Origin of the sequence: Rhodococcus sp. ARP2, from assembly GCF_001029585.1 — a bacterium.
GTDB lineage: Bacteria > Actinomycetota > Actinomycetes > Mycobacteriales > Mycobacteriaceae > Rhodococcus_F > Rhodococcus_F erythropolis.
In genome coordinates, this window is sequence record NZ_LEKE01000042.1 from 1 (window position 1) to 19,267 (window position 19,267).

Consider the following 19,267-nt stretch of genomic DNA (forward strand, 5'->3'; position numbering starts at 1 on the left):
GTGTGTCGGTGTTCCGGATGAAACTGCTCGGCTATGCGATCGGTGCGTTCCCGGCCGGTCTGGCGGGTGCGTTGTTCGCCAATACCGACCTGTTCATCTCGCCGGAAGCCTTCGGGTTCACCTTTGCGACAGCGGTTCTGGCGGCATCCATCCTAGGCGGTGCGGCAAGTGTGTACGGCGCCGTAGTCGGTGCCGCGATCATGCAGCTCGGTCCCAACCAGTCGACGGCATTTCAGGAATACTCGCTGATCTTCTACGGAGGCTTCCTGATCATCGGCGGTGTGCTGCTCTCCGGTGGGCTGACCAAGGTCGGGCGAGCGATCGTCTCGAAACTCGATCGCAGGGCCGGCCTGGGCGTAGTCACCGCAAAGGAGAACAGCGGCGGAACACCGGAACTGGCGCCGATCAACGGCGCACGGTTGGTGGTCGACGGAGTGTCCAAGGCATTCGGTGGCAACCAGGCTCTCAATGCGGCAACCCTGACCGCAGATTCCGGTAAGGTCACCGCGTTGATCGGGCCCAACGGTTCGGGTAAGACGACCATGCTCAACATGATCTGCGGGTTCTACACCGCGGACGCCGGCGTGATCACAATCGGTGACACGGTGGTCTCGCAGTCGTCGCCGCACAAGGTGGCGCGCGTGGGTGTGGCGCGGACGTTCCAAACTCCGACGATTCCGGAGAACATCACGGTTCTGGAAGCTGTTGCATCCGGACGGTATTCGGTGCACCGCGCGTCGATGGCGTCGGCTGTGCTTCGCCTGCCCAGCTTCCGCAGGATCGCGAAGGCCGACATCGTCGAGGCCGAGCGTGTTCTCGAGCTCGTGGGGATGTCGCACCTGCGCAACGAGATCGCGACGTCGCTGCCCCTGGGGATGCGTCGCATGCTCGAAGTTGCTCGCGCCGTCATCGCCGAGCCGAGGGTCGTACTCTTCGACGAGGTTGCGTCCGGACTCGACGAGGACGAACTCGAACGCCTGGCGGACCTGATCCGGGTACTGCGTGATGCCGGGGCCACAGTGGTGTTGGTGGAGCACAACTTCCGCCTCGTGCTCTCGCTGGCCGACGAGATCGTGGTACTGGCGCAGGGGCAGGTGATCGCCACCGGCGATGCGGCAACGATCGAACATCACCCGCGCGTGTTGAGCGAATACCTCGGAGTCAAGTCCGGTGATGAGGATGCGCTGCTCGAAGAAATCGGCGCGGTAGACCATCAGACCAGCGAGGTGAAGTGATGGAACCGATTATGAAGGTCCGTAACCTGCAGACCGGGTACGGCGATCTGCGCGTCGTCTGGGATGTCTCGTTCGACGTCTATCCCGGTCAGGTGACAGCCCTGCTCGGGCGCAACGGTGCAGGCAAGACGAGCACGCTCCGTGCTCTGTCCGGCCTCAACAAGGTGGCCTCTGGAACCGTCGAAATGGACGGTGCCGACATCACCGGAGTTCCCGCGCACAAGCGGGTGCGGCAGGGTATGGCGTACGTGCAGGAGGGTAAGCGGGTCTTTCACAAGCAGACCGTCGAGCAGAACCTTCTGCTGGGCGGGTACACCCGCAAGGCAAAGCGCGGCGAGCTGATGGAATCCGTCGAGTCCATGTACGAGATGTTCCCGATCCTGGGGGAGAAGCGTGCGCTTCCCGCCGGGTCCATGTCGGGCGGTCAGCAGCAGATGCTCGCGATCGGCGCAGCGCTGATGGCGCAGCCGCGGTTGCTCCTTCTCGACGAACCGTCGGGCGGGCTGGCTCCGGTGATCGTCGGTGAGGTGATGGACCGCGTCCAGCAGCTCAAGGAAACCGGCCTGGCTGTTCTGCTGGTGGAGCAGGCAGTGGAGGCCGCGATGAGCGTCGCCGATCACGTGACGGTCCTCGACATCGGCAAGGTGGTCCTCGACGCCGACGCCAAGGACATCGACGACCTGGCAGTGCTCAAGGACGCGTACTTCGGACGCATCTGATCTGCAGCGATGTCACTTCAGCCCGGCCACCTCGGCCGGGCTGAAGTTGTTTTCCCGCTCCGTGGCACGGGGGCTGGCCAGCTCTGGACCATCGATCTACCGTCCAGCAAACAACCCCTGCGAGAGGCAAACTTGATGACTGCTCCCGACGTGCTCGCCCCGGCAAAGCTGGGCCCGGTGACCTTGCGAAATCGAATCATCAAGTCCGCGACATTCGAAGGCAAAACTCCCGACGCCCTGGTCACCGACGAGCTGATCGAGTTCCATCGCCGCCCGGCAGCCGGCGGAGTCGGGATGTCCACCGTCGCGTATTGCGCCGTCGCACCGGAAGGGCGCACCGAATACGGCCAGCTGTGGATGCGGCCCGATGCCCTCCCCGGACTGCGACGACTCACCGATGCCATTCACGCCGAAGGGGCAGCAGCATCGGCGCAGCTCGGGCACGCCGGCCCCGTCGCGAATCAGAAGTCGACCGGACTGCCTGCGCTGGCACCGTCGAGTTCGTTCAATCCGTTGAGCATGAGGATGATTCGCACTGCCACCACAGCAGACATCACCAGAATTGCGGCGGCGCACGGGAGCGCTGCGCGACTTGCCGTCGAAGCAGGATTCGACGCCGTCGAGATCCACTTCGGTCACAACTATTTCGCGAGCTCGTTCCTGAGTCCGAAACTCAACCGTCGTAAGGACTCCTACGGCGGATCGCTCGAGAACCGGGCTCGCGTCGTACTCGACACTGCGCGCAGTGTGCGCGACGCCGTCGGTGACAAGATCGCGATCTTGGCCAAGCTGAACATGGACGACGGTGTGCCAGGTGGATTCTGGGTGGACGAAGCAATCCAGGTGGCGCAGTGGCTCGAGGCATCCGGAAGTGTCGATGCGCTCGAGTTGACGATGGGTAGCTCACTGCTCAACCCGATGTACCTGTTCAAGGGCGATGCGCCGATCCGCGAGTTTGCCGCCGCGATGCCGCAACCTGTTCGACTCGGTGTGCAGTTGGTGGGCAAGAGCATGTTGCATGCCTATCCGTACAAGCCGCTGTTCATGCTGGAAGAGGCTCGGCAGATCCGTGCTGCGGTGAAGTTGCCGCTCGTGCTGCTCGGCGGTGTCACGGACAAAGCGGGCATGGATACCGCAATGGCGGAAGGGTTCGAGTTCGTCGCCATGGCACGGGCACTGCTCAGAGAACCGGATCTGATCAATCGGATCGCAGCCGAATCCGATACCCAATCACTGTGCATCCACTGCAACAAGTGCATGCCTACGATCTTCAGTGGTGCCCGCTGCGTGTTGGTCGAACGCGTCTGAGTTGGTCAGCGCACACCACGTCCCGACATCCATGCGGATACCGGGTCGTGGGCCGTAGCGGATCAAGTTCGTGGTTGCTTCAACGCTCGGTTCAGTTCTGCGTGAAGACGTCGTAGGAGGCGTTCATCGTGGGGTAGCCGGTGGCCATGTAGTCGGTGAGGATGACGTGCGTCGGGTCACCGATGATGCGGGTCCCGTCGAGGGTGGGGTTGCCGGCGTAGTTGTTGGCCGCCATGACGGTCTGGACTCCGTCGGCCACGTTGTAGGTGACGTCGACACCGATGCCGCGCGGATCGCTGCTGTAGGCGGTGACGATTTCGGTCGTGTGCGGAGCCAGGTAGGAGCGGGGGCCGTTGATCCACTGTCCGTAGGGGTTGGACGCGCTGTCCAGCAGCATCGGGTTGTCGGTGTTGTTGGTGATGGTCATGGCAACCGTCGGGCCGTCGGTCGGCATGGTGCCGGCGTTGGCGACCGCCGCGGTTCCCAGTGCGGTTCCGCCGAGAGCGAGGGCGATCGCGGTGACTGCTACGAAGCGAGTGGTGTTGGTACGCATGATGTCTGCTCCTGGGCTGGTGTGTGGTTGCCGTTCTCGGCGATGAATCAATCTTGTCGCGAATCAGGGCTGCTGTATGTCCGCCGACTGGGCCGTGGCGGGGTTGAATCGCGTGTCCCCCGATCGGGGGAGGCGCAAGTGCTCGCATTGCTGGTACGGGCGTGAGAAAGTGAGCAATGCGAGAAGGCACGAAGCCGGTGGTCGGCAAGGTTTCCGTGGTGGTCGGCGACGATCACCCGTTGTTTCGTGAGGGCGTAGTTCGGGCCCTGACCGGCAGTGACCGCATCGACGTTCTGGGCGAGGCCGACGACGGCGCAGCTGCGCTCGCAATGATTCGGGAATTACGCCCGAAGGTGGCGCTGATCGATTTCCGGATGCCGCACCTGGACGGGACCCAGGTGGCAGCAGCAGTGGTTCGAGACGAGTTGCCGACCAGGGTGCTCCTGCTCAGTGCTCACGACGAATCGTCCGTCGTATATCAGGCTCTGCAGGCGGGTGCTGCCGGATTCCTGCCGAAGGAATCCACCCGGGCCGAGATCGTGAGCGCCGTGCTCGACTGCGCCGCGGGCCGAGATGTGTTGCCGCCCAGCATCGCTGCCGGACTGGTAGGCGAGGTGCGTCGTCGCAGCGAGCCGTCCGGCCCGACTCTCAGCGCCCGTGAGCGTGAAGTCCTCGGATTGATCGCACAGGGCGCCAGTATCCCCACCATCGCCTCCCAGCTCTTTCTTGCGCCTTCGACCGTCAAAACCCACGTGCAGCGCCTCTACGAGAAACTCGGAGTCAACGATCGAGGCGCCGCCGTCGCCGCCGCGATGCGGCAGGGTCTGTTGGAGTGAACGGGAGTCACCGCAGTACGTACGTGACGTTCATGGCCGGGTAACCCGAGGTCATCGTCACCGTGACGTCGTGGCCGTCGGGGGCGTACGTTCCGCCGGCATCTGCCCTGGTCTTCGAGTTGGTGGCGCTGAAGACAAACACTCCACCGTCGTCGGAGCGGTACGTGAGCACGACGGGGAAGTCGTTCTGATTCTTGCTCGTGGCGACCACGTTGACGTTCATGTTCGGCAGGATGTAGTCGGCCGGCGGGACGATCCAGTCGCCGTTCGGATTGGATGCGTCGACCAGATACAGGGCCCCGAAGCCCGAATTGCTGATCATCGCCGTCGTGACGGATGTGTCGGTTATCGACTTCACAGCGTTCGCACCGGCGGCGCGGGCGACCAGAGCTGCCATGCTGAGGCCGGAGAAGGAAATCGCTTCGGGTCGAATTGTGTTGGTGCTCATGATGTTTCTCCTCGATTTGTCGGTCTCGGTGACCGTGTGTTTCGGTGATGAGACAACTATGGCCCCGAAATCCCTTCGGGTCTGTCCACCTACGGGTCCGAGTGCTGGATGACATCGGTGTCCCCCGATCGGTGGACACCAACGCTCTCCACTGCCGTAGCCCACCCAGCGGGAGAACCCGTTCCTCTACCAACCAGTCCACTCGTAGCGTGACCACCATGACCGATCCTGACTTCTCCACCGCACCACTCGACGTCGTAGTCATCGGCGCCGGCGTCGCTGGCATGTACGCCATGCACCGACTTCGCGAGCAGGGGCTGCGTGTCCACGGCTTCGAGGCGGGCTCCGGAGTGGGCGGCACGTGGTATTTCAACCGCTACCCCGGCGCACGCTGCGACGTCGAGAGTTTCGACTACTCCTACTCGTTCTCCGAAGAGCTGCAACAGGATTGGGACTGGAGTGAGAAGTACGCCGCGCAACCGGAGATCCTCTCGTACCTCGATCACGTGGCTGATCGCTTCGACCTTCGCACTGGCTTCACCTTCGACACACGCGTTCTGAGCGCACAGTTCGACGAGGGTACTGCCACGTGGCGAGTACAGACCGACGGCGGTCACGACGTCACCTCACGCTTCGTCGTGTGCGCTACCGGTAGCCTCTCGACCGCAAACGTTCCGAACATTGCGGGCCGTGAGACCTTCGGTGGCGAGGTGTTCCACACCGGTTTCTGGCCGCACGAGGGCGTCGACTTCACCGGCAAACGCGTCGGCGTGATCGGCACCGGATCCTCGGGCATCCAGTCCATTCCGCTGATCGCCGAGCAGGCCGATCATCTCTACGTGTTCCAGCGGTCCGCGAATTACAGTGTGCCGGCAGGAAACACGCCTCTCGATGACAAGCGCCGCGCCGAGATCAAGGCCGGCTACGCAGAGCGTCGAGCGCTGTCCAAGCGCAGTGGCGGTGGATCGCCGTTCGTTTCGGATCCTCGCAGCGCCCTCGAAGTCTCGGAGGCCGAGAGAAACGCGGCATACGAGGAGCGGTGGAAGCTCGGCGGTGTCCTGTTCGCCAAGACCTTCGCAGACCAGACGAGCAACATCGAGGCCAACGGGACAGCGGCAGCGTTTGCCGAACGCAAGATTCGCTCGGAAGTCCAGGATCAGGCGATCGCCGACCTGCTCATTCCGAACGACCACCCCATCGGAACCAAGCGGATTGTCACGGACACGAACTACTACCAGAGCTACAACCGTGACAACGTCAGCCTGGTAGATCTCAAGTCCGCACCGATCGAGGCGATCGACGAGGCTGGAATCAAGACGGCCGATGCGCACTACGAACTGGATGCGCTGGTGTTTGCCACCGGGTTCGACGCGATGACGGGAGCGCTCGATCGCATCGAGATCCGCGGCCGCAATGGCGAGACGTTGCGCGAGAACTGGCATGCGGGTCCAAGGACGTATCTAGGCCTCGGAGTACACGGGTTCCCCAACCTGTTCATCGTCACCGGGCCGGGTAGCCCGAGTGTGCTGTCCAACATGATTCTCGCTGCCGAGCAGCACGTGGACTGGATCGCGGGCGCGATCAACCACCTCGATTCGGCGGGCATCGACACCATCGAACCGAGTGCCGAAGCCGTGGACAACTGGCTCGACGAATGCTCACGCCGGGCGTCGGCGACGCTGTTTCCATCCGCGAACTCCTGGTACATGGGAGCCAACATTCCGGGAAAGCCGAGGATATTCATGCCATTCATCGGAGGATTCGGTGTCTACTCCGACATCTGTGCAGACGTGGCAGCAGCGGGATACCGAGGCTTCGAACTGAACAGTGCGGTGCACGCATGAGTCGCCTCGAGGGTCTTCGTGTACTCGTGACAGGTGCGGCCGGCGGGATGGGCCGCTCACACTGCGAGCGTCTCGCCGACGAAGGCGCGTCCGTGATCGCGTTGGATGTCGTGCAGGCAAAGTCCGAGCTGGAGGAGACCGCCCAGGCGGTACGCGAGCGTGGAGGCGTGGCGGTCACCGGCGTCGCGGACATTCGTGACTTCGAAGATCTCGCCGCGGTAGTCGCCGATTGTGTCGCCGAGCTCGGCGGGTTGGACGTCGTGGTCGCGAATGCAGGCGTGTACGACACGCCGGGACCGTCGTGGACCATCGATCCTGCAGTGTGGAACCGCTCGCTCGACGTCAATCTGACCGGGGCGTGGCACACCGTCAAGGCCTGTGTTCCGCACTTCGGTGACGGTGGATCCGTCGTTCTGGTCAGCTCGACAGCGGGAATCAAAGGTATTGCCGGAGCGAGTCATTACAGCGCCGCCAAGCACGCCGTGGTGGGCCTGGCCAGAACGCTGGCCAACGAGTTGGGCGCGGAGGGTATGCGCGTCAACTCCGTGCATCCGGGTTCGGTACGTACCCCGATGATCATCAACGAGCGAGTGTTCGCGAACCTGTGCCCGGATATCGAGAATCCCACGGAAGCAGACGCCGCTGCAGTACTGAGCGCACGCAACCTGTTACCTGTTCCCTGGGTCGATCCGGTGGATGTCAGCAATGCCGTCCTGTTTCTCGCATCCGCGGAGTCCCGCTACATGACCGGCTGTCAGTTGGTGGTCGACGCCGGCCTGACCCAGAAAGTGTGAATTGATGACTTCTCGATTGGAAGGCAAGATCGCGCTGATCACGGGTGCGGCTCGAGGAATCGGCCGGGCTCAGGCCGTGCGATTCGCCGAAGAGGGTGCGGACATCATCGCGATCGACGTGTGCGCGTCGGTGGAAACGACAGTCACCCCGCCCGCGTCGGAATCCGATCTCGCCGAGACGGTAGCCCAGATCGAGGCACTGGGGCGAAAGGTCGAATCTGCGGTAGTGGACGTTCGGGATCTCGAGACGCTACGCAGCGCGGTGGACTCGGGGGTCGAAGCGCTCGGCGGACTCGACATCGTGTGCGCTACAGCCGGTATCACGTCTTCCGACGGGGCTCTGACGATGTCGGAAACGATGTGGCAGACCATGCTGGACGTGAACCTGACCGGGGTGTGGCACACCACGACGGTTGCGGCGCCGCACTTGATCGCGCGAGGTGGGGGATCGATGACACTCACCAGTTCCATCGCCGGACTGCGGGGGCTGGTCGGAGTTGCGCACTACACCGCAGCCAAGCATGGAGTCGTTGGTCTGATGCGTTCGCTGGCAAAGGAATTGGCGCCGCACAACGTGCGGGTCAACACCGTTCATCCCACCAACGTCGACACTCTGATGATTCAGAACCCGTTGGTGCGCGGCAAGTTCCGCCCCGATCTCGAGAACCCGACGCGCGAGGAATTCGCTGCGGCGGCGATGACGATGAACATGCTTGCCATTCCGTGGATCGAACCGGTGGACGTAGCGAATGCGGCACTGTTCCTGTCCTCCGACGAGGCCCGCTACATCACGTCGGTCGCCCTGCCGGTGGATGCGGGGAGTTCGTCCCGCTGAAGTTTTGAATAGCTGAGGTTTGTCGCGCTGGGTTCCGCCACGGTGTGTAGCGTCGGTTTCACCTAACCGAAAGGCGCACACCGTGGCGGAACGACGCTATCTGGAAGTCATCGTCGGGACCAACATCGTCATGGTCCTCGATCACCGCACGGTGGAGGTCTTCGACCGCACCGCCGCCAGCACGAGCGAAGTGGCTCGCTGGCATGTCGAACACATTGCAGTGAAGGCGAAACCGTCGAAATCGGGATTGAAGCTCACCATTGGAAACCGGCTCGCCGACGACTCCATCGCGGTAGCGGGTCCACGGGCATCGCTCACCGTTCCGCCGGAGAACGAAGCCGCCGTCGTCGCGTTCTTCGACGAGGTCAAGGCCGCTCGGGTGTGACTCAGTCGCCCGCTGTCGCGCGCGCGGCAGCATGGGCGCCGGCAACACGACCGAACGCGAAGGCGTCGGCAATATGGAATCCACCGTCCTTCGCCGCGCTGTAGGTGGAACTCACTGCGCCCGCCGCATACAGCCCCGGAATCGGGCTACCGGCGGTGTCGAGGACGCGGGAATGACCGTCGCGGCGCGGCCCACCGCTACTCCATCCCAGCAGTGGCGGCCCGGAGACGGCGTAGAACGGAGCGGTTGCCACCGGGGCCAAAGTTTCCGGGTTGCGGCCGAAGGAATGGTCTACGCCGTCCGCGCACGCCTCGTTGTAGCGGTGCACACTTGTTTCCACGACGGTGGGGTCCAAGCCGAGCTTCCCGGCGAGTTCGGCAAGCGTGTCCGCTTTGACGATCCAACCCTTGTCGATCTCGGCTTGATTGTCCGAACTCCACTCGTATCCTTCGTCGAGGACCATGTGTCCGACGGGCAGTGCGTCGCGACCGGGGCTCAGCTGCCCGGCCAACCTCATCGTCTCGTCGAACACAATGTTCATCGGTTGCACCGGAAAGTGTTGGTAGGAACCCTCTCTGAACACATGACCGTGCCGCATTTCGGCTGACTCGTCGGTGAAGCGTCGACCTTCCCGGGTGAGGAACACATAGTTGTGCGCGTTCCACAGTGCGAGGAAGAATCCAGTCGGATTTTCGAGGTCGCCGGGGATTCCCGTAATGGTCATCATGTTGTTCATGTGCCACAGATCCGCGCCCACTGCCTGTGCCATCCGGTGGCCGTCGCCTGTTGCCGAAGGTGAGCCCCAGATCTTCGGATTCTCCAGGCGTAGGTAATCGCGCACCATGGCCGGATTTGCTTCGAAACCTCCGGTGGCAAGGATGACACCTCGGCGCGCATGGATCTGCGAAGTTTGTTCACCCGAACGGATCTCGACTCCGGTCACCGATCCGGATTCATCCGTCAAGAGTCTGGTGGCTTCGGTGTCGAAAAGAGTTGTGATGCCGCGTTCAGCGAGAGCGGAAACGAGGAAGCGGTAGAGAAGTTCATTGCCCATCTTCCCTTCGATGGTATCCATCCCTGCGTAACAAGAACTTCCGTCGAGTTCGCCGTACTCCGCCGTGGAATGGAAATCGCCGGTCATCGCTACAGTTGCACCCAGACTGCGGAGCCAGTCGGACAGTCCTTGCGTATTCTCTGCCCAGGCGTCGATGACGTCGTCGGCAACGGTGAACGTTCCGTTCAACGAACGAGGGAAGTGCGGGCGGCGGCAGGGTCCTGGTTGACGAACCATCCACTGCCGGACAGTCGAGTGTTGCCGCCCGCGGTATCGCGTCCACTCTTCTCCAGAATCACCACCGACGCGCCGTCAGCGTGTGCTTGGAGTGCTGCGGCGGATCCGGCAGCGCCCGATCCGATGACAATGACATCGACGTTGTTGTCCATGTCACAAAGCTATGGTCGGATGGTGGCGCCTCATACGTGCCTTCCCGGTGAGCGAGAGAAGGCCTGTTCCGGACATTCCCTGAGGATCAGTGGGTGCCCATCAAGTACTCAGCTGTTGGGTCTCGACTTGAATAGCTGGACCGCACTGAGTGTTGCGACAATCGGCCAACACACAACGGCGATCCATACACTGGTTGAACGCTCGCCTTGAACGAGATCGTAAATTGCGAGGGCAGTCAGCAGAATCCCGATCCCGAATGCGATCCAGTTCAGAGTTCTGATGCGGGAGGCAGTTGGTGACGTCATTGAGAAACCCTACGCGACTTCTCGCGACCGTTCGGGAGAATTCCCAGGCAGGGAGGGATGGCGGAATACGAGTATCGCTCGCGATCTCGACGCGATATCAGGAGTGGATGCGCGGCATGCCCGGGTCGGAGTTGTCGATGACGCAGTCGGCTCGGGTCCAGGGTTTTGCAGCGGCGAAGTAAAGCCGTTGCCCGCCCACATATCTGTTCATCGAAGGATGATCCGGATCCGCGTTCGTTCCGTCGCGAAGGTTCATTCGCCGCGCGGTCTCCTCGAAGGGCACGTCGAGAAAGATCGAATAGTCCCATCGTTCGGCGAGTTCGTCTCGATGCAGGAAGAGTCCTTCGACAAGGACTATCGCTCCATCGGCTGCATGCAGGTACGCGTCGCTGTCCCGCCGTTGTCGGTACCTTCTGCTCCCGCCCGGCCCCAACGGATCGAGAACATGTCGTTCGAGCGCGTCGTAGTCGTAGCTGTCGAGCCAGAAGCCTTCCGGTGATTGCCGACCTCTACGATGACGAATCTCCGGCGGATTCAGAAAGTCGTCGACGTGAATCACGATGGCTTTGCGTGCATTCAGCTGCGCTGTAAGGCTTTTCGCGAATGTCGTCTTGCCGCTCCCATCGACACCGTCGATCGCGACGAGAGGCGAGCCGCGCAACGCGGATATTTCGGCGGCTAAGGTTTCGAAGACCGACGCGGTGCTCATCGATCAATTCCTACAGCACTCGCAGCGACACGAAGAGGCCCCGTGTCGTACAGGATTCGGTGACCGTCTTCGAGAACACGTCGAGTGCCCGCGTCGAGCGGAACGTCCGCCCAGCTCTCGCTCGCGAAATTCAGCTCGACGAGGAGGCCGGACCGTAGGCGGAAGCGTCGTTCTCGAACTGGCCCCCAGTTTGCGGCTCTGATGAATCGCGCGTCGGGGCGGAGCCGCACGAACCAGTCTTCATTTGCGAGCGCGTTCGCGTCGTCGGCCAGGATCATCAGGTCAAGATCACTCGCCATACGCTCCGCTCCGCGCGCGTAGGACCCGACCAGCGCTAGAGCCTTGACTCCGTCGTATTCATCGGCCCATCGTTCGACGTCGACGAGCAAAGCGTTGACCGCGCGCCTACGTCCTTTCAATCGTGCTGACATACGGGCATCATTCCCCACCGTCACGGCTGTCCGTAGCTTCGCTGGTACCTCTATCCTGGAATTGTCAGTGATGAACCAGGGGAGGGATGCGAATGTCCAAGGAAGTATCGGCAGGTCTGGCTGTTGGTGCGATGGTCCTTGTTGCAGGCTTGATCTGGACTGGGTTTCCGCTCGACGCATATTCGGTTGTCGCCGTGATTTTTGCAATCTGCGGGGGATTCATCACCTGGATCTACCTGCGCGAGAACGTAGATGGCGTCCCACACACAGCGACGAAAGAAGGCAGTCGATGAAGGCAATCATCGTGTGTACCTCTGTCTCCCATGGCAATACGAAGCGTATCGCCGACGTCATCGGAGAAGTTCTCGATGCTCGCGTGGTCGAGCCCGGTGACATCGACGCCGCGCAGCTCGCTGACTACGACCTCGTGGGCTTCGGCTCCGGCATCTACCTACGCTCGTACCACGAAGATCTACGCTCGTTCGTCGAGGCACTCCCCGAAGAACGGCGATCCAAGGCTTTTGTCTTCGCCACCAGTGGTTTTCCCGACAAGGGGATTCATCGCTTCTCGCGTCCACTGGTTCAGCTGCTCGAGCAGAAGGGCTTCGATGTGGTCGCAGCCTTCTCGTCCCGCGCGTGGGATACGTATTTTCCGTTCAAGCCGTTCGGAGGTATCCGCAAGGGGCGGCCGAACGCCGACGACTTGGAATCGGCGCGCACGTTCGCCGAAGTCCTACGCGAAAGCGTTCAGGACAGCTTGCCCGGCACCGGGTAGCTGCGCAGGCTCATCTCCAGCTCACCGGCGTCGGCAAGGTCGTTGATCGTCTGACGCAGAGCGCCACACGTCCGCTGAGCGTTGGCTCGACCGTTCTCACGCCCCAGTTCCGGGCACACCACTTGCGACTCTTCGAGCCATTGAACGCTGGTGTGCGCTTCGCTGTATTTCTCGACCAGAACGCGGTTTCCGCAGTTCCGACAGCTGACCTGACGCATCAGCGTGCAATCAGATCGGCCGGTGACCAGAACGCGCGCATGCTCGTGATCTTGGCGTCCGCGTCGAAAGTCATGACGTCGATCGGTTCGACCTCGTAGACCTGATCGCCCACCGGTGTGACGACGCGGAAGTGGAAGGCCGCGCTGGATCCGCTCACCCGCAAGGTGAGAAGCTCCGTCTCTTGCGAACCGCCCTCGAGAGCGCCGTAGAACTCGGTGATCGCCGCTTTGCCGACACGGGGTTCGCTGCCGACCGGGTCTTCGAGTGTCGCGTTCTCGGCGTAGAGGGCGGCGATGTCCGCTGACGATCCGCGAGCCACGGCGTCGAGGTAGGTGGTAACCGTCGCCGTGATCGCGGCCGTGGTGTCTGGTTCGAGAGTGGTCATCGAGTTAGTCCGATCAGTCGAGAAGTTCAGGGTCTGACAACTACTTCGGACGCTATCGGTGCCGTCTCGATTCGGCGTCGCAATCTCCCACGCAGCGGGACGGCCCGCAAGAAATTCAGGCGTCGAAGCGTCCGAAGCCGCCGCGGTAGAACAGAAGCGGACCATCGTGGCGCAGCACGTTCAGATCGGTGATTCGTGCGACGACGATGGTGTGATCACCGGCGTCGTGCTCCTGCTCGACGGTGGCCTCGATGCGAGCGAGTGCGCCGCTGAGCGCCGGAGCACCGTTGCCGGCCGCGTCCCACTCGACGCCGAGGAACTTGTCGGTCCCGCCGCGAGCGAACGCCGAACACATGTCCTGCTGATCGTGGGCGAGAACATTGATGCAGAGAGTTCCGGATTCGCGAAGCTTCGGCCAACTTGTCGACGTCTTCGCCGGGCAGAACGAAAGCAACGGGGGATCGAGCGATACCGAGACCAGAGACTGGCAGGTGAAGCCGAGGGGTGAGTCTCCATCGTGAGCGGTGATGACGGTGACGCCAGTGCAGAAATTGCTCATCACGTTGCGAAGTGTGCGTCCGTCCAGAACTGGCGGCTCGGCGTTTTCCACGGTCATGTCGTCTCCTTGTTCAAATCTCTGTTCAAAACTCTGCAAACAGCTTCAGAAGCAACGATGTGTGGCGCCGCGGTCGTAATCCAGCGGCAGTCCCACTCAATGGCAGCAATGGCTTCTCGCCACGGGTTCGGACCGACCGAGTGTCAGGTGGAGGGGTCTCGGGCAAATTTGATCCCGCTCAGCGGTCCGTTCGGATTCTACGAAACCAGCAAATCACCAGTGATTGTTAGACTTCGGGCATGTCCGAACCTGATGACGTGTCCCGAGGACTTCCCGCTACCAGCTGGGCAGTGCTCGGGATGCTGACGTTCGGGGAGGAACTGACCGGAAACGATTTGAAGAAGTGGGCCGACTGGAGTGTCGGCTTCTTCTACTGGAGCCCGTCCATCAGCCAGGTCTACGCAGAGCTGAAGAAGCTCGAAAGCATCGGATTCGTGGAGTCCCGGGTCGTTTCCGAGCCCGGGGTGCGGGGCAAGCGCCTCTACTCGATCACCCAATCAGGAACCGACGCCGTCCGGACGTGGTCACGGGAGGCGCCGGTGGAAGTCCCGGTGCTCAAGCACGGCGTCATGTTGCGTCTGTGGATGGGACACCTCAACGAACCCGAGCGACTGAAGGCACTGGTCGAAGCCCATATCGCCAACGTCGAAGAGCAGATTCGACGCGCGAAACTCCACGCAGATCATGCCGAGAACGAGCCGGCCTGGTCGTTCCCGGTCATGACGTTGCGATGGTCGGAACGGTACTTCCGAGCCGAGATCGAACTTGCTCGCGAACTACTCGAAGACATCGATCGTGCGTCCGCCGAGTTCGCGAACGTCGCCGAGCACGACCGACTGGGATCGCCGTTGCCCTCGACGCCTGGCAGATGGAAGAACGTCGAGGAGTACGTGTTGGCGCTCGAGCAAGCCGGTCTCACCGGCAACGGCTCGAATATCTGAGTCAGGCCCCGGCTGCGGTCGGCATGTTGCGCAGCAGGTGACGACGCTGCAACGTCGGAGTGACGCTCAGCGATCCGCCGTCGATGCCACGCCAAATGGCAGCGGCCGCCATCCGAACCGGCGCTGCGCTGACGTGGTCGAGTCGGAGAGCCTTCGACGGCGCGCAGATGGATACCGCGGCAACAGCGCGGCCGATGGGGCCGATCGGTGCCGCAAGACAGCTGAATCCCGGTAGGCCGTTTCCGGTTTCGAATGCCACCCCTGATTCGCGAATCCTGGCGAGGTGGGGCAGTGCGTAGCCCGAGGACTTCGGCGAACCGAATGCAAGCAGTGCCTGACCGATCGCAGTGGTCTCGGCCCGGCGTCGACCACCGACACGCGTCGGCACCGCGGCAGCGAGGCGTCCGCCGATCTTCTCCATGTAGACCACATCGGGCCCGTCGAGGATGCCGAGGTGAACCACGAAGCCGGTGACGCGGTAGAGCTCGTGGAGGAGCGGCATGGCTGCAGCGTGGAGGCGGTCTTGATGAACCGCGAGCGATCCCAGTTCGACGAGGCGCATACCGAGTTCGTAGTCGCGGCCGTCGCGGCGCAGCCAACGCATCGAGACGAGACGTTCGAGCATGCGGTGGGCAGACGAGCGTGGCAGGCCCGTGCTCCGAACGACCTGAGCGAGCGTCAACCTGCCGGGACCGTCGAAGGCGTCGAGAACCAGCGAGACGCGATCGAGAATTGCTGTCGGGGCCGAATCGGCGCCTAAAGCATCCACAGCCTGCAGTGTCATCGTGTACCTCACTTCTCTTAGAGCTCCACAACCAGTGAACTGGCTATTTCAATTAGAAATAGTGTCATAGAGTTCTGGATTTGTGAAGTGGATCACCGGTCTGTTTTCGGGCGCGTCACGGTGGAAACGACGAAGGGGCTTGCGCGAATGCTCGCGCAAGCCCCTTCGTCGGTTTACTACCGGCGGGTACTACATCGTCACCGGCAGGTAGTACATCGTCGCCGACAGGTACTACATAGCTGCCAGCGGTTCGCTTCCGGACCAGTCGTGGCCCCAGTAGCTGTCAGCGGTGATCTCCTCGGAGGAGTACGAGTCCTGATCCACCTTCGCGCCCTCGGTGCCGAACTCGATGTCCCAGCCGCCGGGTGCGCGGACGTAGAAGGAGATCATCTTGTCGTTGGTGTGGCGACCCAAGGTCGACGACACGGAGAATCCGTCCTTCATCACGCGGTCGAGAGCCTGGCCGACAGCGTCGAGGGTGTCGACCTCGACCATGATGTGAATCAGGCCGGGTGCGCCGCCGTGCGGTGCCGGGCACAGGGCCAAGCTGTGGTGACGCTCGTTGACGCCCATGAAACGGATTCGCAGCGGCCCGAATTCGGGCGGGGCCGGCAGGCGGAAGGCGCCGCGCGGGTAGAAGCCGAGCACCTCGGTGTAGAAGTCGAAGCTCGCAGCACTGTCCATCACCGGGAGCACGACGTGGCCGAGACCCTGTGCGCCGGTGACGAATCGAGCGCCGAAGGGCGTCACCACGGGGCTGTGGTCGAGGATCGCGCCGTGGAAGACCTCGATGGCTGCTCCGCCGGGATCGGTGAAGGCGATGACCTCTTCGACCCGTCGAGCATCCGCTTCGGCGAGCGAAAGCTGCTCCACCTCGGTGCCGTTCTTTTCGAGGGACTCCTGAACGCGGCGCAGTGCGGCGTGATCGGCGACCTCCCAACCGATGTTGACGATCTCGTCGCGCTCACCCTCGACGACGACGATGCGAGCAGCACGCTCGTCGAGTCGTAGGTAGAGAGCGTTCTCGTCCGGCCCACTGCCCTTGGCGAATCCGAGAACATCGAAAGCGAAAGTGCGCCAACGTGCCATGTCGTTGGTCGAGATCTTGACGTAGCCAAGTCCCTTGATGTCAGTGTGTGTCATCGTGTTCTGTTCCTGTCGATTTCTTGTGTCGAAGTCTGATCAGATCATCGCCCGCAGCGGACCCTGCGGATCTGCGCCGAGACGGCTCAGCGAGGCGGCGTGGAATACAGTGCCCGGCACGTGAATTGCGTGGTGCTGTCCCGCGTGGGCGTCGCGCCAGAATCGCTGAAGCGGCTTGTCCATCCGCAGTGCGTTGCCGCCGCAGCGCGGGTAGACCTGATCGATCGCGTTGATTGCGCGCCACGCTGCCTGCACCTGAGTCTGACGTCCCTCGGCGCGCTGCTCGAAGGTGACTTCCTTGCCGGCATCCACTCGATCCCACATGCGGTCGACGTTGGCCAGCAGGGTGTCGCGGGCTGCCCGGATGTCGGCAGTTGCCTGACCGATGGCGAACAAAGTGTACGGGTCGTCCTTGACCGCCGTGCCCTGTGCGTTGATGCGATCGGCCTGGTACTCGTTGGCGTGGAAGAGCATTCCCTCGCAGATGCCGATGGTGGCGGCGGTGATACCGAGGGGGAACATGTTCGACCACGGCATCAGGTACAGCGTCTCGGTGCGCCCGTACTTGCGCACCGCCGTTCCGTCGATGACCTCGTCGCAGTCCATGACGCGGTAATCGGGGACGTACGCATCCTTGACCACGAGGTCCTTGGAGCCGGTGCCGCGAAGTCCCATGACATCCCACGAGTCTTCGATGATCTCGTAGTCGGTGCGCGGAATGATCACATGGAGCATGCGCGGCGGCATCTCCATGTTGCCGTCCTTGTCGCACGCCATCGCACCGAGGAAAGCCCAGTCGCAATGGTCGGTGCCGGAAGAGAACTGCCAGCGGCCGGAGAACTTGTAGCCGCCGTCGGTGGGGATACACATTCCGCCGGGCATGTACGGCGATGCCATCCAGGTGTCGGGATCCGATCCCCAGATCTCCTGCTGCACCTTGGGATCCGCGAACGCGAGCTGCCACGGGTGAACTCCGACGATCCCGTGTACCCAGCCGGCCGAGGGATTGAGCGAAGCCATGCGCATCACGGTCTCGGCGAACTCGCGAGGATGCGCCTCCATTCCGCCGTGTTCCTTGGGTTGGAGCATGCGGATGGAACCGATTGCCTTCATCTTCTTGGCGGTGTCGTCGGCCACCCGGCCGATCCGCTCGGCCTCGATGCCTTCGGCGAAGATGTCGTCGGCCATCGCGTTGATCTGTTCGAGCACTTCGTACGTCATGTTGTTCCTTGCGTTCAGTCAGGTTGTCTCAGCAGTGTTTTCGACTGCGAATCAGGAGGTTGTCTCGAGCGCCTGGGCGTCTCGTGCGGCAACGTTTTCGGCGACTTCCCGCTTCCAGCTCTCCACTGCGCGGGTAGTGTCGATCTCGAATTCGAAGCGCTTCGTCATGTCTTCCGTGACGTTCTCGACATCGGTGTAGAACTGGTTGTACCAGCGCCGCAACTGGTAAACCGGGCCGTCCTCCTCCGAGAGCAGCGGGTTGTCGATCGGGGCCTTGTTCTTCCAGATCTCCACGTCCTGAAGGAATCCCATCTCGACGCCCTCGGTGAACTGCGCGGCCATCGCGGCAGTGGACTCGTCGTCCATACCGGGAAGCTTCTTGACCATCGCGCCGTACTGCAACACGAAGGCATTGTTCGAGATGGGGTAGTGGCAGTTGATCAATACAGTTTCGATGATCTGCCCGTTGGCTTCGCTCTTGATCCAGTCGATCATGTACGACGGACCGAAATACGAAGCATCCGAACGAAGAACAGCGTTGGGATCGCCGTAGTTGGTGCCGCTGATGATGTCCTCGCGTCCCACCGATTCCATGTACTGGCTCGCGACGTGACCTTCGAAGATGTTCTTGAAGTACTTGGGGAACGAGTAGTGAACGTAGAAGAAGTGGGCCATGTCCACGACGTTGTCCACAATCTCGCGGCAATGAGAGCCTTCGATGGTGAGCGTGTTCCAGCTCCAGTCGCTCCACTCATCGCTTCCGAAGCCCTCGATGTCGGGAATCGTGACCTCGGCGGGCGGGGGATTTCCCTGGGGATCGTGCCAGACGAACAGCTGACCGTTCTTCTCGAGTGTGGTCCACGCCCGCGTCTTGGCCAGCGGCGGAACGCGTCGTGCGTAGGGGATCGCCGTACATTTTCCGTTACCGCCCCAACGCCAGTCGTGGAACGGGCAGGCGATCGAATCGCCCTTGACGGTTCCGTGAGCGAGGTTGCCACCCATGTGGCGGCAGTAGGCGTCGAGAATCTTGATGTCGCCCTTGCTGTCGGCGAAGACGACAAGGCTGGTGCCGAATGCCTCGATCTGGTGGGGCTGACCGTCGCGATAGGTATTGCTCAGTCCGAGGCAGTGCCATCCACGCGCGAACCGCGCCGGGGGCGCTGCCGCTTCGATTTCTCGAATTTCCTCGCCGGCGCCCGACTGCGTCGAGGCGTCCGTAGTGGTGAGTGGGCCGGTTCCGAGTGCCATGTCTTCCTCCGAGCCGCGTCTTGCGACGCTCCAGTGATGTGATCCGTCTCATACAACGACGAAGCGTCCTCTGGAGATACGGCAGTTCC

Annotated in this window: 22 protein-coding genes and 1 pseudogene; 11 read left to right on the plus strand and 12 right to left on the minus strand. The window is 62.3% G+C overall.

Annotated elements, in window-relative coordinates:
• The 3 genes from ABX74_RS09060 to ABX74_RS09070 form a co-directional block, all read left to right on the plus strand.
• The coding region (locus ABX74_RS09060) for an ATP-binding cassette domain-containing protein (protein WP_047888698.1) at positions 1 to 1,235 on the plus strand (1,235 nt) is incomplete at its 5' end.
• The gene (locus tag ABX74_RS09065) at positions 1,235 to 1,954 is read left to right on the plus strand and encodes an ABC transporter ATP-binding protein (RefSeq protein WP_047888699.1); all 720 of its coding nucleotides are present in this window, start codon (positions 1,235 to 1,237) and stop codon (positions 1,952 to 1,954) included. The genes ABX74_RS09060 and ABX74_RS09065, both read left to right, overlap by 1 nt.
• 132 nt (positions 1,955 to 2,086) lie before the next feature.
• Positions 2,087 to 3,262, plus strand: a complete 1,176-nt coding sequence (locus tag ABX74_RS09070; protein ID WP_081328998.1) for an NADH:flavin oxidoreductase — start codon at positions 2,087 to 2,089, stop codon at positions 3,260 to 3,262.
• Between the two features lie 91 nt (positions 3,263 to 3,353).
• On the opposite strand, the gene ABX74_RS09075 is transcribed toward ABX74_RS09070, so the two are convergent.
• On the minus strand, positions 3,354 to 3,815 hold the full coding sequence (locus ABX74_RS09075; protein WP_019749392.1) for a hypothetical protein: 462 nt from the start codon (positions 3,813 to 3,815) through the stop codon (positions 3,354 to 3,356).
• 176 nt (positions 3,816 to 3,991) lie between these two features.
• Between ABX74_RS09075 and ABX74_RS09080 the strand changes: the two genes are divergently transcribed.
• Entirely contained in the window at positions 3,992 to 4,651 is a 660-nt protein-coding gene (locus ABX74_RS09080) for a response regulator (RefSeq protein WP_019749393.1), read from the plus strand.
• A gap of 7 nt (positions 4,652 to 4,658) precedes the next feature.
• Here ABX74_RS09080 and ABX74_RS09085 read toward each other — a convergent pair whose 3' ends face one another.
• Complete coding sequence (locus tag ABX74_RS09085; RefSeq protein ID WP_047888700.1) at positions 4,659 to 5,099, minus strand: hypothetical protein; 441 nt, start codon at positions 5,097 to 5,099, stop codon at positions 4,659 to 4,661.
• A gap of 218 nt (positions 5,100 to 5,317) precedes the next feature.
• On the opposite strand from ABX74_RS09085, the gene ABX74_RS09090 reads away from it, so the two are divergent.
• From ABX74_RS09090 to ABX74_RS09105, 4 genes are all read left to right on the plus strand, one after another.
• Positions 5,318 to 6,943, plus strand: coding sequence for a flavin-containing monooxygenase (locus ABX74_RS09090; RefSeq protein WP_047888741.1), 1,626 nt, complete (start codon positions 5,318 to 5,320; stop codon positions 6,941 to 6,943).
• On the plus strand, positions 6,940 to 7,737 hold the full coding sequence (locus ABX74_RS09095) for a mycofactocin-coupled SDR family oxidoreductase (protein ID WP_047888701.1): 798 nt from the start codon (positions 6,940 to 6,942) through the stop codon (positions 7,735 to 7,737). The genes ABX74_RS09090 and ABX74_RS09095 overlap by 4 nt, the downstream gene beginning before the upstream one ends.
• 4 nt (positions 7,738 to 7,741) lie before the next feature.
• Complete coding sequence (locus tag ABX74_RS09100) at positions 7,742 to 8,572, plus strand: mycofactocin-coupled SDR family oxidoreductase (protein ID WP_047888702.1); 831 nt, start codon at positions 7,742 to 7,744, stop codon at positions 8,570 to 8,572.
• Positions 8,573 to 8,654: 82 nt separating this feature from the next.
• Positions 8,655 to 8,957 carry a hypothetical protein gene (locus ABX74_RS09105; protein ID WP_047888703.1) on the plus strand — a complete coding sequence of 101 codons (303 nt, stop codon included), beginning with the start codon at positions 8,655 to 8,657 and terminating at the stop codon, positions 8,955 to 8,957.
• 1 nt (position 8,958) lies between these two features.
• Here the strand turns inward: ABX74_RS09105 and ABX74_RS09110 are convergent.
• The 3 genes and pseudogenes from ABX74_RS09110 to ABX74_RS09125 form a co-directional block, all read right to left on the minus strand.
• A pseudogene (locus ABX74_RS09110) lies at positions 8,959 to 10,400 on the minus strand (FAD-dependent oxidoreductase).
• A 403-nt stretch (positions 10,401 to 10,803) separates the two neighbouring features.
• On the minus strand, positions 10,804 to 11,415 hold the full coding sequence (locus ABX74_RS09120; RefSeq protein ID WP_047888704.1) for an AAA family ATPase: 612 nt from the start codon (positions 11,413 to 11,415) through the stop codon (positions 10,804 to 10,806).
• On the minus strand, positions 11,412 to 11,846 hold the full coding sequence (locus tag ABX74_RS09125; RefSeq protein WP_037126192.1) for a nucleotidyltransferase domain-containing protein: 435 nt from the start codon (positions 11,844 to 11,846) through the stop codon (positions 11,412 to 11,414). Before ABX74_RS09125 ends, ABX74_RS09120 begins: the two co-directional genes overlap by 4 nt.
• A gap of 92 nt (positions 11,847 to 11,938) precedes the next feature.
• On the opposite strand from ABX74_RS09125, the gene ABX74_RS09130 reads away from it, so the two are divergent.
• Together ABX74_RS09130 and ABX74_RS09135 are read left to right on the plus strand one after the other, a co-directional pair.
• Entirely contained in the window at positions 11,939 to 12,139 is a 201-nt protein-coding gene (locus tag ABX74_RS09130) for a hypothetical protein (protein ID WP_021334256.1), read from the plus strand.
• On the plus strand, positions 12,136 to 12,621 hold the full coding sequence (locus ABX74_RS09135; protein ID WP_047888705.1) for a flavodoxin family protein: 486 nt from the start codon (positions 12,136 to 12,138) through the stop codon (positions 12,619 to 12,621). Before ABX74_RS09130 ends, ABX74_RS09135 begins: the two co-directional genes overlap by 4 nt.
• Here the strand turns inward: ABX74_RS09135 and ABX74_RS09140 are convergent.
• The 3 genes from ABX74_RS09140 to ABX74_RS09150 form a co-directional block, all read right to left on the minus strand.
• Positions 12,594 to 12,839, minus strand: coding sequence for a hypothetical protein (locus ABX74_RS09140; protein WP_020906615.1), 246 nt, complete (start codon positions 12,837 to 12,839; stop codon positions 12,594 to 12,596). The genes ABX74_RS09135 and ABX74_RS09140 overlap by 28 nt on opposite strands.
• Positions 12,839 to 13,225, minus strand: a complete 387-nt coding sequence (locus ABX74_RS09145) for a nuclear transport factor 2 family protein (RefSeq protein WP_020906616.1) — start codon at positions 13,223 to 13,225, stop codon at positions 12,839 to 12,841. Before ABX74_RS09145 ends, ABX74_RS09140 begins: the two co-directional genes overlap by 1 nt.
• A 115-nt stretch (positions 13,226 to 13,340) precedes the next feature.
• The gene (locus ABX74_RS09150; RefSeq protein WP_020906617.1) at positions 13,341 to 13,841 is read right to left on the minus strand and encodes a flavin reductase family protein; all 501 of its coding nucleotides are present in this window, start codon (positions 13,839 to 13,841) and stop codon (positions 13,341 to 13,343) included.
• Positions 13,842 to 14,080: 239 nt separating this feature from the next.
• On the opposite strand from ABX74_RS09150, the gene ABX74_RS09155 reads away from it, so the two are divergent.
• A complete protein-coding gene (locus ABX74_RS09155; RefSeq protein ID WP_019749414.1) occupies positions 14,081 to 14,782 on the plus strand; it encodes a PadR family transcriptional regulator in 702 nt (233 codons plus the stop codon).
• Between the two features lies 1 nt (position 14,783).
• Here the strand turns inward: ABX74_RS09155 and ABX74_RS09160 are convergent, their stop codons facing one another.
• The 4 genes from ABX74_RS09160 to ABX74_RS09175 form a co-directional block, all read right to left on the minus strand.
• Positions 14,784 to 15,566, minus strand: a complete 783-nt coding sequence (locus tag ABX74_RS09160) for an IclR family transcriptional regulator (RefSeq protein WP_020968790.1) — start codon at positions 15,564 to 15,566, stop codon at positions 14,784 to 14,786.
• Positions 15,567 to 15,797: 231 nt separating this feature from the next.
• Positions 15,798 to 16,709, minus strand: coding sequence for a biphenyl-2,3-diol 1,2-dioxygenase (bphC, locus tag ABX74_RS09165; RefSeq protein ID WP_020968791.1), 912 nt, complete (start codon positions 16,707 to 16,709; stop codon positions 15,798 to 15,800).
• 39 nt (positions 16,710 to 16,748) lie between these two features.
• Positions 16,749 to 17,930 carry an acyl-CoA dehydrogenase family protein gene (locus ABX74_RS09170; RefSeq protein WP_019749417.1) on the minus strand — a complete coding sequence of 394 codons (1,182 nt, stop codon included), beginning with the start codon at positions 17,928 to 17,930 and terminating at the stop codon, positions 16,749 to 16,751.
• Positions 17,931 to 17,981: 51 nt separating this feature from the next.
• Positions 17,982 to 19,178, minus strand: coding sequence for a Rieske 2Fe-2S domain-containing protein (locus ABX74_RS09175; protein WP_020906621.1), 1,197 nt, complete (start codon positions 19,176 to 19,178; stop codon positions 17,982 to 17,984).
• Positions 19,179 to 19,267 lie beyond the last annotated feature (89 nt).

Coding starts and splice junctions, on each gene's coding strand:
- ABX74_RS09145 (WP_020906616.1), bottom strand. CDS start 13,225: ATGACCACTCTCGAACCAGACACCACGGCCGCGATCACGGCGACGGTT.
- ABX74_RS09120 (WP_047888704.1), bottom strand. CDS start 11,415: ATGAGCACCGCGTCGGTCTTCGAAACCTTAGCCGCCGAAATATCCGCG.
- ABX74_RS09155 (WP_019749414.1), top strand. CDS start 14,081: ATGTCCGAACCTGATGACGTGTCCCGAGGACTTCCCGCTACCAGCTGG.
- bphC (WP_020968791.1), bottom strand. CDS start 16,709: ATGACACACACTGACATCAAGGGACTTGGCTACGTCAAGATCTCGACC.
- ABX74_RS09095 (WP_047888701.1), top strand. CDS start 6,940: ATGAGTCGCCTCGAGGGTCTTCGTGTACTCGTGACAGGTGCGGCCGGC.
- ABX74_RS09080 (WP_019749393.1), top strand. CDS start 3,992: ATGCGAGAAGGCACGAAGCCGGTGGTCGGCAAGGTTTCCGTGGTGGTC.
- ABX74_RS09100 (WP_047888702.1), top strand. CDS start 7,742: ATGACTTCTCGATTGGAAGGCAAGATCGCGCTGATCACGGGTGCGGCT.
- ABX74_RS09090 (WP_047888741.1), top strand. CDS start 5,318: ATGACCGATCCTGACTTCTCCACCGCACCACTCGACGTCGTAGTCATC.
- ABX74_RS09160 (WP_020968790.1), bottom strand. CDS start 15,566: ATGACACTGCAGGCTGTGGATGCTTTAGGCGCCGATTCGGCCCCGACA.
- ABX74_RS09130 (WP_021334256.1), top strand. CDS start 11,939: ATGTCCAAGGAAGTATCGGCAGGTCTGGCTGTTGGTGCGATGGTCCTT.
- ABX74_RS09150 (WP_020906617.1), bottom strand. CDS start 13,841: ATGACCGTGGAAAACGCCGAGCCGCCAGTTCTGGACGGACGCACACTT.
- ABX74_RS09140 (WP_020906615.1), bottom strand. CDS start 12,839: ATGCGTCAGGTCAGCTGTCGGAACTGCGGAAACCGCGTTCTGGTCGAG.
- ABX74_RS09075 (WP_019749392.1), bottom strand. CDS start 3,815: ATGCGTACCAACACCACTCGCTTCGTAGCAGTCACCGCGATCGCCCTC.
- ABX74_RS09175 (WP_020906621.1), bottom strand. CDS start 19,178: ATGGCACTCGGAACCGGCCCACTCACCACTACGGACGCCTCGACGCAG.
- ABX74_RS09170 (WP_019749417.1), bottom strand. CDS start 17,930: ATGACGTACGAAGTGCTCGAACAGATCAACGCGATGGCCGACGACATC.
- ABX74_RS09125 (WP_037126192.1), bottom strand. CDS start 11,846: ATGTCAGCACGATTGAAAGGACGTAGGCGCGCGGTCAACGCTTTGCTC.
- ABX74_RS09135 (WP_047888705.1), top strand. CDS start 12,136: ATGAAGGCAATCATCGTGTGTACCTCTGTCTCCCATGGCAATACGAAG.
- ABX74_RS09065 (WP_047888699.1), top strand. CDS start 1,235: ATGGAACCGATTATGAAGGTCCGTAACCTGCAGACCGGGTACGGCGAT.
- ABX74_RS09085 (WP_047888700.1), bottom strand. CDS start 5,099: ATGAGCACCAACACAATTCGACCCGAAGCGATTTCCTTCTCCGGCCTC.